Annotated in this window: 11 protein-coding genes and 1 pseudogene; 2 read left to right on the top strand and 10 right to left on the bottom strand. The window is 46.1% G+C overall.

Annotated features, from left to right (window positions below):
* Positions 1–73 precede the first annotated feature (73 nt).
* Positions 74–586, top strand: coding sequence for a class I SAM-dependent methyltransferase (locus MHB82_RS17940; protein ID WP_341176659.1), 513 nt, complete (start codon positions 74–76; stop codon positions 584–586).
* Positions 587–684: 98 nt separating this feature from the next.
* Here the strand turns inward: MHB82_RS17940 and MHB82_RS17945 are convergent, their stop codons facing one another.
* The 3 genes and pseudogenes from MHB82_RS17945 to MHB82_RS17955 form a co-directional block, all read right to left on the bottom strand.
* Positions 685–1,608, bottom strand: a complete 924-nt coding sequence (locus tag MHB82_RS17945; protein ID WP_095357482.1) for a bifunctional helix-turn-helix transcriptional regulator/GNAT family N-acetyltransferase — start codon at positions 1,606–1,608, stop codon at positions 685–687.
* Between the two features lie 161 nt (positions 1,609–1,769).
* Positions 1,770–2,116, bottom strand: a pseudogene (locus tag MHB82_RS17950) (MFS transporter); the annotation flags it as partial.
* A 302-nt stretch (positions 2,117–2,418) separates the two neighbouring features.
* Positions 2,419–3,825, bottom strand: a complete 1,407-nt coding sequence (locus tag MHB82_RS17955) for a family 4 glycosyl hydrolase (protein ID WP_341175494.1) — start codon at positions 3,823–3,825, stop codon at positions 2,419–2,421.
* A 173-nt stretch (positions 3,826–3,998) separates the two neighbouring features.
* On the opposite strand from MHB82_RS17955, the gene MHB82_RS17960 reads away from it, so the two are divergent.
* A complete protein-coding gene (locus tag MHB82_RS17960; RefSeq protein WP_341175495.1) occupies positions 3,999–4,850 on the top strand; it encodes an AraC family transcriptional regulator in 852 nt (283 codons plus the stop codon).
* Positions 4,851–4,961: 111 nt separating this feature from the next.
* Here the strand turns inward: MHB82_RS17960 and MHB82_RS17965 are convergent, their stop codons facing one another.
* From MHB82_RS17965 to MHB82_RS17995, 7 genes are all read right to left on the bottom strand, one after another.
* A complete protein-coding gene (locus tag MHB82_RS17965; protein ID WP_095357479.1) occupies positions 4,962–5,894 on the bottom strand; it encodes a copper amine oxidase N-terminal domain-containing protein in 933 nt (310 codons plus the stop codon).
* Positions 5,895–6,204: 310 nt separating this feature from the next.
* The gene (locus MHB82_RS17970; protein ID WP_341175496.1) at positions 6,205–7,164 is read right to left on the bottom strand and encodes an amidohydrolase family protein; all 960 of its coding nucleotides are present in this window, start codon (positions 7,162–7,164) and stop codon (positions 6,205–6,207) included.
* Positions 7,165–7,180: 16 nt separating this feature from the next.
* Entirely contained in the window at positions 7,181–8,665 is a 1,485-nt protein-coding gene (locus tag MHB82_RS17975; RefSeq protein WP_341175497.1) for an ABC transporter substrate-binding protein, read from the bottom strand.
* A gap of 56 nt (positions 8,666–8,721) precedes the next feature.
* Positions 8,722–9,603, bottom strand: a complete 882-nt coding sequence (locus tag MHB82_RS17980) for a carbohydrate ABC transporter permease (protein WP_341175498.1) — start codon at positions 9,601–9,603, stop codon at positions 8,722–8,724.
* Positions 9,604–9,621: 18 nt separating this feature from the next.
* Positions 9,622–10,554 (bottom strand): ABC transporter permease, encoded by a 933-nt coding sequence (locus tag MHB82_RS17985; RefSeq protein WP_341176660.1) that lies wholly within the window; start codon positions 10,552–10,554, stop codon positions 9,622–9,624.
* 332 nt (positions 10,555–10,886) lie between these two features.
* Complete coding sequence (locus tag MHB82_RS17990; RefSeq protein ID WP_341175499.1) at positions 10,887–12,167, bottom strand: amidohydrolase family protein; 1,281 nt, start codon at positions 12,165–12,167, stop codon at positions 10,887–10,889.
* A gap of 1 nt (position 12,168) precedes the next feature.
* Positions 12,169–13,389: an amidohydrolase family protein gene (locus tag MHB82_RS17995; protein WP_341175500.1), complete on the bottom strand. Its 1,221-nt coding sequence runs from the start codon at positions 13,387–13,389 to the stop codon at positions 12,169–12,171.
* Positions 13,390–13,536: the final 147 nt, after the last annotated feature.

Here is a 13,536-nt window from a genome sequence, read left to right on the forward strand (position 1 = left end):
AATGGAGGATTAATGATTGAAAATACCCAACTTTCTTCTTTTTCTGCTAGCTTTCCTCAAGAATCCGAAAAGAGTGGGAAGCATCTTCCCCAGTTCAGCATTTCTGGCACGTAAAATTGTTCAGTCTGTGTATTGGAAGGATGTTCGAGCCATAGCAGAGCTTGGGGCAGGAACGGGTGCTATAACACGCATCATGGAAGCTAATTTACCGAGCTCTGCAGCAGTACTTTTATTTGAAAGAGACCGAAGAATGCGGAAAGCTCTAAAAAAGGAATACCCTCATTTCAAGCTTGCTTCCGATGCCTCCTCTTTAGTCAAGAAAATGAATCAGGAGCAGATCCAACAGTTGGATTGCATTATTTGCGGATTACCTTTTTTTAATTTTTCCAAGACAATGAGAGATCACATTCTTGCTCAAATATCACAAGCTCTCCGGCCAGGAGGCATGTTGGTCTTATATCAGTACTCACTTCATATGAAGCAACTACTGGCTGAAGAGCTGATTATTGAGAACACCCAATTTGTCACCTGGAATTTCCCACCTGTCTTCGTGTATACATGCCGTAAGAAAGACAATGATGACTGAAATCTACAGTGCTTACCTGAATTAAAATCTCCCATGACTTCATCAGCATTATGTTCTATACAAACAGAAATAGCCGCTGTATTCAGCGGCTATTTCGCTTAAAGCTCAAGCTCATAGGTTTGTTCGATATGGCGGACTCCCCAGGCATCGTTCTGTTGTTCTTTAATTTTGACAAAACCTTGCTTGGTATACATGGCTATAGCTGTTTTTTGGTCCTCCGTCGTTTCCAGAAAAACATTGGAGTATCCCTTCTGTTTACAATAAGCCATGGCTTCACGAATGAGTTTCTTGCCAATACCCATACCTCTGTAGTCCGGATGCAGAATAAACCACCGGATCTGGGCTCTTTGGCCCGGATGCTCAATAACCGCGATACAGCCAACGATTTCATTATCGCATTCGGATATCCAGAACCGGTCCTTATCCGGATTGTACGTCTGGAGCAAATCATAGAACGTTTTGCAGACATACCCTTCAAATATATGATTATAGCCGCACTCCTTGGCGTATACCCAGCCGTGAAGATGAATCAATGCTCCAACGTCACCTGGTTTCAATTCAGTCCGGACCTCTATGCTCCGATCTTCTGAATTGCCGGATAACTTGTTCTGAATTGTGGTCATGCTTTTGGCAATACTTAACTGACTCTGTTCAGGCAAATCAACAATCATATTGTGTATCTGTTCATCGGATAATTCATTCAAGTGGGACAACTTTTCTTCACCGAGCTCCGATAAATACAGCAAGGACGATCTTCCGTCCTCCTTGGACTGCACGCGGTAGGTCAATCCCATTTTTTCAAACCGTTTTAACATTCGGCTCAAATAGCCCGGATCGAGTCCTAGCTGCTCAATGAGCATGCTTGCCTTGCATTCTTCGGATTGACCAATTTCATAAAGGACCCGGACCTCCGATAGAGAGAACTCGCTATCAAGCAGGTGCTTATCCAGCAAACCCAGCACCTTGGTGTAGTATCGGTTAAATTGGCGAATGATTGGAATAACTGATGTTGGTAAATTCATGGTGACCTCCTGCTTATAGTGAATATTATTTGACTAAGTCAACTAAATACATCATATCCATTTTAATTGACTTAGTCAAATAAACAAAGGTAGTGTAACAGCAAAAACCGACTAATTTCCTGATTAAGGATGATAAGTCGGTTTCATAACATAACCCAATATTAGTGTTTTTGTTTAGTACGAGACCAAACGATTACAGGAATAAGGAGTAGAGATACCCCCCCACCTAATAATGAAAGTGTGGCATAGCTTGTTTGTGCCATAACCATTCCCGACATGACGCCTCCTGTGGCCCCTGCCAGAGCAATTAGCACATCCACCTTCCCTTGTGTTTTCGCACGACAGTATGGAGGAGTTGCATGCACAATAACGCAGTTCCACTGATTAGACCGAAATTCCATCCCAGTCCAAGTAGAGCCAAGGCCAGAACAAGAAGAATCCTAGAGTCAGCCGACGAATATGCAGCCAGCAAGCCTGCGAACAATAATGTCACGCCAGACGCGGTTGACCCGTTCCCAACATTTCTTGAGCAAACAGTGCTCCCACCGTAATGCCGGACACCTCATTTTCTCATCTGCTCATTTCATTATAAAAGAGTACGATAAGTCTACAATCCCATAACATTGGGATATTAATGTTGAACAGGAAAGAAGTATGAACAATCATCTATTAATTACTTAAAAAGTACATAGAATCCCTATGCCCCAGAATCAGACCACAGCCAAAAAAAGCCGCTACATGTAGCGGCTTCTTCGGCTGTTCGAGTCATCCTACCATTAATAAACGCAACGTTGATTGACTTATCCAAAATCAGATTTTGATCAGTCCATCCGAATACCAGACACTTGGGATCATCTCACGTTCCAATTCCAGAAGATCTTTGATGATCTGATCCGCATCACCGATGGAACTGACAAGCGGATCCGTCAACATCGCTCTTCTTAGCTTCTCGAAGCTCTGCTCCACAACGGCCTCTGCCGTAAGCTCATGGGTATCCAGTACAAGCTCCTGCATCCCTCGAATTCCTCTCGGCATCTCACCAACATGAACCGGCTTCGCTCCCTCCATGCTTACATCACATAACAGCTCCAGGAACGAATCATCATTCATATTTGTCACTGCCCCATTGTTGAGCGTATTCACGAAGAAGCGTTTCCCCAGATTGCCCACCATATTTTCAATAATGTCTGTTGCATGATCCGGGGCGAAGGTACTCATGTAATCGGCAATAGGAATGTCCCCCGAAAGGAAACCGTCCACTTGGTTCCACATCTCGTCGTGACGCTGATAACGGTCCTCTGTCTCCCAGATCGATAACGGCGGGATACGATCCGACGATTTACCATGACCTTGCCAATAACGGACATACTCCTTCGTATGTGCAGTACATGTAGGGATATATCCAAAAATATCGTACAATTCATACGTAATGGCATCGTTATGGAGAGCTTTGGCACCTTGATCGCCACCGTTGTTCTCCTCACCGGCCGATTTCCGCATAGCCTCCGCAATCGTCGGCATGACGTCCTTGCCTTCGAACTCCGCTTTTAGGAGCCACGTGAAATGATTGACCCCGGCAATGCGGAAATCAAACTTCCGATCGATTTCCTCAGTGAACTCTTTTCTATCGCCGATGATCCCTGCTCGCACAGCATAATAAGCTTTCTTATGAGGCATATGATGACTGTCACAAAGCGCAAACGATTTCAGCTTCGGTGCATAACGGTGCAACGCTATACCGTGGACGGTAGACGGATTGATATAGTTAATCACCCAAGCATCGGGACAGAGCTCCTCAATGTCTTTGGCGCATTCCATAATGATCGGCAATTCCCGCATCGCACGGAAAATTCCTCCTGGCCCGATCGTATCCCCTGAGCACATACGGATGCCATATTTCAACGATACCTCGGAATCAATCCCCCGATATTTCACCGATTGCTCTGCGAAGCTGAGTACAACGAAGTCGGCCCCTGGAAGCACCTGTCTTCGGTCTATCGAGCCCTCAATCTTCAAGGATACATGGTTCTCCCGAGCAACCATTTCCGCAAGTTTCACCATTTTTGTCAGCCGCTCTTCGTCCGTATCGACCAGAGCAAGCGTCCCCTGGTTCAAGTAAGGGGAATGAACCATCTGCCATATGGACTGACGACCAAAAAATAGACTCCCTGCTCCAATAACGACAACCTTAGGATGCGGCATTTTCGTAGTGTTCATGAATTACCCTCCTCATGTGATATAAGTTCATTATAGAAGAGTGGCTAATAATCGGAATGTGCAATAGTTTTCAATACATGTCATATCGTACGATATTTAACAACGTGTAAAACCTTTGATATAATGAATTAATTTTAAAGATGTCAGGTGGTAAAGGCGGATGAGGAAATCGGATGAGTGAAAACAGACTGAACATGAGCATCCTTAACGAACTTTCGGAATATATTCATCTCCGGATGAGCTCCTACCTAGAACAAACTCACGATCAAGACTGGACTGAACACAAATCGCATCCTGATTACGATCTTTGGTTCATTCAGGAGGGCTCCGTCAAGATAATAATCGATGGGTTCGAATATACAGCAGTCCCGGGAGATGCCATATTCTTTTATCCGGATATGCCCTATATCGCCTCGACGTCCGAGGACGTTTGCCGATTCATATACATCCATTTCGATTTTGGCATCGGGGAGCAGCAGCGAATTCTGGGCGGTTTTCAACTTCCGGGAATTGTGCCGGGCAACCTGATTCAGGAGGAAACCATGCTGTTCACCAGAGCATTTCGTCGATTAAAACAGGAGAACGGCACGTCAGGGAACCAACTCTACTTAAAAGCCTCTCTTCTCGCCGTAATTGCAAAGATTCTCGAGCTTCACGGCCAGGGCGCCTATGTGGGTCAATTCCTGAACGGTAAAAAACCGAGAAAATCCGAAGGCAGCTTGGAAGTATTACAAGATGTATTTCAATATGTCGATGCGAACCTGCACCGTCCGATCCGAATGAACGATCTCGCAGCCATGACTGGAATCTCTGAGAAATATTTTATTTCCTATTTCAAGAAAACCGTCGGGATCACCCCGGGTCAGTACATTTCCCAGATCAAAATGAATCGCGCCAGGGATTATCTCTACGAGAAAAAGTATACAATTCAACAAATCGCCGGCTTCCTGGGCTATCCGGATCCGTTTACCTTCTCGAAAGCTTTCAAAAAATACTATAACGTGCCTCCATCCAAGTTTGAATGATTAGGTTACATGGATGTAGTGTGTGGGAAAAACGCAAAAAAGCCGCCTCATGGCGGCTTCTTATCCTAGATGTGCTCCGATTGTATGCTAATCGTTCTCTCCCTACCCTATCTATTCTTCATAGACTACAACGGTTCTGCTTTGCTCTTCCCACAGGACAGTTGCTCTCAACGCCTCACTTATAAAACGAACAGGCACATAAGTACTCCCTTTGGTGATGGTGGCTGGCGCATCCAATGATACGTTTTGACCATTGACAGTTGCGGTCTTACTGTCAACCACAAGTTTAATGCTTACTCCATCCTTGGTGACAGTTATGGAGCGTTCTTCAGGGTTCCAGGTGACTTCGGCGTTCAAAGTCTCGGCAATGGCGCGAAAAGGAACGAATGTGTTACCTTTTTTGATGAACGGTTCAGCATCTGTCCCTTCCCCATTCACATACAACTTCACTCCATTCTTCTTACCCGCCTTTTCATTCAGTTTCCCCAATGTTTTGTACAGATCGAGATTTTTGAAATTAGATTTTATCGCTTCTTCCTGCAAATACACAGCATCCGTCACACTACCATTATTCTCAAGCATCTCTGCTGCGGTTTCCAATGCCTTATCCTCTTCCATGATAGCTTCCAGTTCTTTTTTCTGTTCCTCCGTCAATTCAGCTGCATATTTTGTGAGCAAAATATCGGCCAAAACGGCACCCGCGGGCTTGTCTTTTACATTTTGAATGGCTTTTAACAACCCTTTGTATCCTTTGGGTCCTTTTTTACCGGGTTCTGATGAATCGGTTGTAGGGCTCTCTGTATTCTCTGCCTTTGATACTGAAGGCTCTTTCACTTCATCTTCTTCCGTACTAGCCGTTTCAGAAGGATCCATTTCTTCGGTCTGTTTTTCCTCCACTTGCCGCTCCTTGTCCTTAGGTGATTTTGATGATACTTCTTTACTTGGCTTTCCGGGTGGAGTGTTTCCCGGTTTAGCTGAAGCTGTGCCAGCAGCGGTGCCTAACATTAGCGCTAGACTTGTTAACAAGATGACCGTTTTTTTCATCGATGATTCCTCCTGAAGTAAAAATATATGCACCATCATTATCGGCAGAATGCATACGTTTCGATAGGGAGTTTGTATATGTTTTTTTGATGACTAAATCTTCAGAATGAAGTCAACACAAAACCACACACACAAGGAGAATCTAACATGAGTCATTTGCATTGTCATATGAATTATTTATTCGATGTAAACCTCCATCAGTAAGAAAAATACTCGTAACTTCAGCACGTTAACTTAACAAAAAAAGAACAGCTACCAACCGGTAACTGCCCTTTACCTTTGTATGATATAATTTAGAGTTGTCCTGAAGTTAGTTCAGTGTCACTTTTTCGTAAAACTTACTTATGCGGGGAAAGAGACGAAATGCGTTGCCGTAAGCAATTGCCTTCATATTATCTTCGCTAATTTGCACGGCTTCATGGAGTACCGACTCCCGCTGCATGCGTAGTACGCTGTCTGCCGGCCAGGGAATATCCGCACCAAATAGAATCCGATCCGGCCCAATTAACTTTTGGATTGTGCCGAGGTTCAGCGTGGAATCATAGTAGAGATGGTCCAGTTTGGCCATTTCGGCTTCAAATAGTTCCGGTGTCGCCTCCACTTGGATGGAATCCTGCCCTATGGCAGCAAGGGCAATCCTCCACTTGATGTACGGAACCATGCCTCCTGTATGAGGAAGAATAAACCTAATTGAAGGGTATTGGTCGAAAATGCGATGAACCGCCATCGTAGTGACAGCACGGGTCGTATCAAAGGTTCCTTCTAGCAGCGCAGGACTCAGTCCGGCAATTTTCTGGGGAATGAGAATCGGGTGAAGAAACACAACCGCACTACGTCGATCCAACTCGCTCAGCAGTTCAGCGTAATCTGGATGACTTAAATATTTCCCTTGATAGCTAGAGAGCATTGCAACTCCATCCAGTCCAAGAATATCTAGCGCATATATGGTTTCTTCCAGGGCAGCTTCAGGATTCGGGAGCGGCAGCGTAGCAAATGCACCATACTTTTCTGGATACTGCTGAGCATACGAAGCAAGCTCTTCATTCATTTTCCGCGCAAGCGTATTGGCAGATGGCTGGTCAATGAATGTCAGATCTGACGGGGCCGAAAGAAACGAAAACGAAATGTCGGCTACACCCATTTTCTCAAGTCCAATCTCGGGCGTCCACTTCGGCATAAAACTCGGAATCTCCATGCCCAGCTCCTTCTGTTTCCTTTGCATTTCTCTAGAAATGATATGATGATGCACATCAATAACGGGATTAAACATATATGATCAGCTCCTTTTATTTGTTTTCAAGCCATTGGTTTAGCTGGTTTTGCTTTTCTGCCAATATTTTGTCAACGCCTGCACTCTTTAATTTTTGGATATACGCCGGCAATTCTGCCGGGTCAAACGTTCCTGTCTGAAATCCAGCGTCATACTGATTCTGCACATTGGTTACCGATGTAATTTGCGTTTTGACCGGATTGATATCGAAGCTGAATCCCATCGCCCTTGATTTTACGGCACTTTCATTTTCACTCTTTAACACCTCCCACATATCAGGGTCATTCCCTTCCCAGATATAGGATAGAAAATTGTTGCCAACTGCGTATTGATTGGAATCATATCCTGATGAGCTCACACCGTCCGGCTTGGCAATGAGGCCATCGCTCTGTTTAACATAGTGCTTGCCCTCGATGCCATTCGTGAACAGATTAATGACTGCTTCGTCCGAGTAAAACAGTTCCAAAACCTGAATTGCCTTATCCGGCTGTTCACTGTTTCTTGCCAAAGACATCATGTTGGAAGCAACGCTATTTCGCGTCATATAGGAATCCTCCAGGGGAACACATGCAAGCTCTGTCCCTGCCGCCAGTGATTCCGAGTAACACTCATTGATATTCCGGATATAGGAGAAGGCTTTGCCCGCCTTAATCAGGTTGGATCCCGTTTCCTGGGATGTTGCAACATCTTTGCTGAAATAACTTTTCTCGTACCATTCGCGCATCAGATCGGCCATCGTTGAGAAGCGTTCGGTGGCAAAGAGATTCTGCACGGTATAATCCGTTCCATTGAAATCCAGTACGCCAGGCGCTGTTCCCAATGGATCGAAATTCAGCATGGCCTGTCCGGGAGTTTCCTGCGAGGTATAGCTGACGATTGGTGTGACTCCCGGCTCCTCATCCTTGATACGTTGCAGCACACCCGAGATATCACTCCATGTCTTTATGGACGCAAGGTCGATACCGTGCTTATCAGCCAGCTCCTTGCTCATCACAAAACTTGGAGATAGTGCCCAGGCTTTGATGCTTGGAACGCCATAGGTTTCACCATTCATTCTTCCGGCTTCCACCGCTTCTCCCGGAATGGTCTCCAGAATCTTTTGGCCAAATTCGTTCAAATGTTCGTCCATAGGCAGCAGCTGCCCCCTACTGATCTGAGACTCCAGACCGAACCACACACTGGTATACACCAGATCCAGTTTGTCGCTGCCAGCCAGCATCAAGTTCATCTGATTCGCATAATTGGAGCCATTCACAGGCAGGAGCTTTACCGTTGCACCTACTTTCTCAGCTGTAATTTCACTAATGGCATCTTGAACCTCCTTGACATCCGTCACGTCGCCAAAAGCCGGATACGTCATGACCACTTCGTACAAGCCGGTTTCTGCGCCATTTCCGCGTACCGCATCTTCCTCGCTGCCCGAATTTCCGCATGCTGTTACTAAAACACCAAACAAGGAAATCACCAGCGTGAAACCTACAAACCTTTTCTTTGTAAACATCTTACTTCACTCCCCCATGTTTGCTATTGGAACAACCTATTGGATGCCGAGCGCTGTTAGCCTTTTACAGCACCAATGGTCAACCCTTTAACGAAGAACTTCTGGAAAAACGGATATGCTGCGATAAGCGGCAGTACACCGATGACGGCAATAGCCATTCTCACGCTTGCAAGAGGTACGGATGAAGCGACAGCCGTCTGGCCGGACAAACTGTTCTGCTGCAAATACTGAACATCGGACAACATGCGGTTAAGCAGGTTCTGAATACTGTACAGGCTTCCGTCATTGATGAAGATCAGACCGTTAAACCAATCGTTCCAGTACGAAATCATGAGCATCAGACCAATCGTTGCTAGACTGGGGAGCGCTAGCGGGAGAACAATTTTGCAATAAATGACCCATTCACTCGCGCCATCCACGTAAGCCGACTCTACAACTTCACCGGGAATTGACGTGGAGAAGAAGCTGCGCATCAATAAAATGTAGAAACCATTAGTCAGTAAATTCGGAATGATCAAGGACCAGATGGTATCTTTCAAATGAAAGAGGTCCGTATACACCAGGTACATGGGCACGAGCCCGCCATTGAAAAGCAGAGTGAAAAATACAAAGAAGGACAGGAACGAACGAAACGGAAGCACATTTCTCGATAATGGATAAGCGATGAGGGTTGTAATCAGAAGGCCAAGAATAGTTCCCACAATCGTGATGAACGTGGTTATTCCGTACGAGCGCAGAATCAATGAATACTGATCGAACAAGTACACATAAGCATCGAAACTGAATTGATCCGGAATCAAGCTATATCCATTTCTAATGATGGCTTGTTCCTCGGTAAGCGAAGCGGATATGAGGAGCAGAAACGGAAATGCTGCAGCAATTGCCATCGCGATGAGCACGAAGTGAACAGTTATTTGATACACTCGATTTGAATACAAGTTGGCCACCCCCTTTTACTAAAACAGAGCCAGATCCTTGTCTTTTCGGCGAACAAACGCATTGGTCGTCAAGACTAATACAAAACCGACGATGGACTGGTACAGTCCTGCTGCGGATGACATTCCGAAGTCCCCGAAAGTCATCAATCCGCGGTAAACATAAGTGTCAATGACATCCGTAGTGGTTTGCAGTGCACCTGAATTCAACGGGACCTGATAGAACAGTCCAAAATCGGAATTGAAGATGCGTCCAACCGAAAGGAGAACCAGAATGACCATTGTGGGTTTAATCAGAGGAAGGGTGATGCTCCAAACTTGTCTCCACCTGGAAGCTCCGTCCAGCGTAGCCGATTCGTAATACTCCTGGCTGATGCCTACGATGGAGGCCAGATAGACGATGCAGGTATAACCAACATTTTTCCACAAGTACACAATACTTAATATGTAAGGCCATTTCCCTGCGTCTGCATACCACGACACCGAATCGATCCCCAGCCAAGGAAGCACGTAATGGTTGACGAACCCATTCTCCTCGTTTAGCAAGGCTAGTACCAAATAAGCGACTATAACCATAGAGATGAGGTAAGGGAGTAAAATAATGCTCTGATACAAGCGGGAGACGAATCTTTTTCTTACTTCGTTTAGCAACACCGCTACGGCAATAGAGAGTATCGTTCCGAGCACGATAAACGCGCCATTGTACAATAATGTGTTTCGGGTAATCACCCAGGCATCCTGCGTTTGGAACAAGTAGGCGAAGTTATCAAGGCCTACCCAGTCGCTTCCCCATATTCCCTTTGCGAAATTAACATTTTTAAATGCAATGATAATGCCAAGCATCGGCAAGTAGTTGTTGATGAACAGATAGATGATACCTGGCAGGATCATGACCATTAGCAACCAATGCCTTTTTATGTTTTGGATGCGATATGCAAAGGTACTACGACGCATGCCCTTCTCCCCCTTTTCTACGTAACGATACTTGGTGTCGTAAATCAAATATATCCCTCCTTTTCTCCTTCGTGTAAGTTTATCTAACGTTATTTTCTTCTTACAAGAATAATACGCTGTAAACACCCCCTAGTCATTGGTGTAATCGTCTAAAAAATTCAACGAATCTTGGACTGATCCACCAAAAGGAAATCTCTATCCCGGTATCCGTGTCAATAATAGTTACGTGACCACGAAAAATATCTAGTTTTTTATACGCTCTACTCTCGCAAACAAAAAAAAGCAACGCGTCGACAAAGGACGCGCTGCTTTTTACTCCTAGCAAAAAATAGTTATGAATGGATCTCTGCCATGTGCCTGCTGGTCGGGAACGCACGGCCTCCAACAAGTACACCTCCCGAGAATACCGCTTCTCGTGGAGGTGCCGCTGCCAGCGCATGCATCGCATTCAGCGCATTTACTAATGAGAAATTACCGCGTTCACCCACTTTTGGAATTAACGTCACATTGGAAATAAGCTTGTACGTCTCAAGCAACCAGTAGTCTTCTACCCAACCGGATGCTTCAGCGAGACGTGACCCACGTGAGAGCATGTCGCCATTGCCGAACGGACTCCACGAATCCAGAATATTATCTGAACCGACATGTACAGCTACTCCCGCTTCCAGCAATAGTTTAATGGGCGGCATAGGTCTATCGATAGGTGCACTCGTCATAATGGATACGCCGTTCGCACACAGCTTTTCTGCCAATGAACGTACCTCTGCTTCACTAACCTGACCCAAACAATAAGCGTGGCTCACTGAAGTGCGGCCGGACATGCCTGCTTGTTCCGTTAAATCAGCGAAACGATCAATTGTGTATGTTCCGAGGTGATCCGGGTCATGCAGATGCAAGTCGATTCCCGCAGCAAATTCTGCCCCCAGCTCAAACATCGCTTCCAGGCTGGCGTCCACTCGGCGGTCCAGCCCGGCCGGATCCACACCACCTACATAGTCGGCTCCAGCGCGGAGCGCTTGCCGCATGACGGCTACAGATTCGGATCGAAGTAGTCCTTGTTGAGGAAACGCAACGATCTCCATATCCATGCGGCCCCGATATAATTCGCGAACTTCCAATATCTCCTCAAGATGCGAGAGGCCGATTTGCGGATCAACGTCAACGTGCGTTCGGATCTTGGCCGTACCTTGGGCGAGCATCAAATCCAACAACCGTTTAGCACGTTCTCCTGCTCCGGTCGGAAGTTCTCCCAGCATACGTTTCTCGAATTCCAATTGGCCAGGCAGGGTGACAAAGGGCTGCAGTGTCTTCCACGGCTCGCCAAGAAAATGTTTGTCCAGGTGGATATGCATATCTGCCATGGGCGGAACGTAATGCAAACCTCCCGCTTCGAAGACATTTACCTCTTGATGGCTGGTACCTTCAGATGCAAACTCCGCATCGGTTGCGGCTGCTTCAATGCTGATGATCGTTCCCGTCGTTCGATCAATCGTTAGATTGAACAGATCATCTGCCCATTTGACGTTTTTAACGATGGTTAACTGTTTCTCCATAGCTTCATCCCCTTCAGTCGTGTTCCAATAGTATCCATAGCTTTTGATTTGCGCAGCCATTCTATTGCTTATGAATCATATTGCCCACCTGCACACCCGATTTCCAAACGATTCGCGTTTCCGGCTTATCCAGCAGCACATCCCTTTCGGATCGTTCCCGGAACAACACCATATCTGCCGGAACGCCTACCTTCATTCCATAATTTTTAATACCCAAAGCCTGAGCTGCGTTATACGTCAGCATCCTGATCAACGCAAGGGCATCCCGTTCCCCGCCCATATACGAAGTTACGGCCAGAAGCCAGGCAACCTCTAACGGATCCGCTTTGCCAAACGGTGTAAACGCGTTGCGGACATTATTGACGCCAATTGCTACATTCACACTGCATTCCTGCAGCAATTTCACTGGCGCCAAGCCTCTGCGCGGCCCTTCCGCATCTCCCCGACCATTCAAAAACAGGTCGGTCATCGGCAGCGTAATGACGCTGATCCCTGCACGATGCAGAAGTTCCGCGATATCCATGGCTTCATGCTCAGGCAGAGAACCGAGCGAGGTTACATGTCCGGCAGATACCTGTCCCTGCATTCCTGTGATGAGTGTTCTTCTGGCTATGTTCGCAATGGCACGGTCCTTGGGATTGTCCGAAAAATCCGTATGAAAATCCAGCGGTTTTCCGTATTTTTCTGCCAGACCAAATGCAAAATCCAAGTGATCTTCCAGGCATTCATCCTGATAAGTGATTCCTCCGACGACGTCAGCCCCCATACGCAGTGCTTCCTCCATTAACTCTTCAGTCCCAGGACTTCTGAATACGCCTTCTTGTGGAAAGGCAACCACCTGCAAATCCAGTTGACCTCTTATAGATTGTTTCAGATGGAGAGCCGACTCCATAGCCTTGAGACCAAGAATCGGATCAACCTCGGCATGGCAGCGCATATGGGTAACACCGTTGCGGACAGCTTGACGAATGACAGCAAGCGAGCGCTTGTTCATGTCCTCGTCTGTAAAAGAACTTTTCAGTTTAGCCGTTATCTGAATTGCGTCTTGGAGAGAATCTGCATCCCGATCCATGACATCCAGTAAATAGGCTTTTTCCAAGTGAATATGCGGCTCGACAAAGCCGGGCAGCAGCAAGCCTCCTTTGGGTTGAACGACATTCATCGCTTCCGATATCCCTTCACCGGTTGGTAAGATAAATGCAATTTTACCAGAGGATACCCCCACATCCATTCTGCTTCCATCCTTGGATAACACGGTATCGGTGATAAGCAAATCAACCATGACAGCCCTCCGATCATGTACGCTTTTGTTACACGTTAAAAACAATTCAAGCATATTCCACTCTGCAGGGGGAAGTCATTGGATGATAAAGATAAAAATAATTTGGATTATTGGACGAACAAGCCAAAGATATTTACTCGAAAGGAC

Source organism: Paenibacillus sp. FSL K6-2862, assembly GCF_038005125.1.
GTDB classification, from domain to species: domain Bacteria; phylum Bacillota; class Bacilli; order Paenibacillales; family Paenibacillaceae; genus Paenibacillus; species Paenibacillus illinoisensis_A.

Bases quoted from the DNA above. Each gene is read 5' to 3' on its own strand.
- MHB82_RS17970 (WP_341175496.1), bottom strand. From the start codon at position 7,164: ATGTTTAATCCCGTTATTGATGTGCATCATCATATCATTTCTAGAGAA.
- MHB82_RS17995 (WP_341175500.1), bottom strand. From the start codon at position 13,389: ATGGTTGATTTGCTTATCACCGATACCGTGTTATCCAAGGATGGAAGC.
- MHB82_RS17945 (WP_095357482.1), bottom strand. From the start codon at position 1,608: ATGAATTTACCAACATCAGTTATTCCAATCATTCGCCAATTTAACCGA.
- MHB82_RS17955 (WP_341175494.1), bottom strand. From the start codon at position 3,825: ATGAACACTACGAAAATGCCGCATCCTAAGGTTGTCGTTATTGGAGCA.
- MHB82_RS17975 (WP_341175497.1), bottom strand. From the start codon at position 8,665: ATGTTTACAAAGAAAAGGTTTGTAGGTTTCACGCTGGTGATTTCCTTG.
- MHB82_RS17990 (WP_341175499.1), bottom strand. From the start codon at position 12,167: ATGGCTGCGCAAATCAAAAGCTATGGATACTATTGGAACACGACTGAA.
- MHB82_RS17965 (WP_095357479.1), bottom strand. From the start codon at position 5,894: ATGAAAAAAACGGTCATCTTGTTAACAAGTCTAGCGCTAATGTTAGGC.
- MHB82_RS17985 (WP_341176660.1), bottom strand. From the start codon at position 10,554: ATGCGTCGTAGTACCTTTGCATATCGCATCCAAAACATAAAAAGGCAT.
- MHB82_RS17960 (WP_341175495.1), top strand. From the start codon at position 3,999: ATGAGTGAAAACAGACTGAACATGAGCATCCTTAACGAACTTTCGGAA.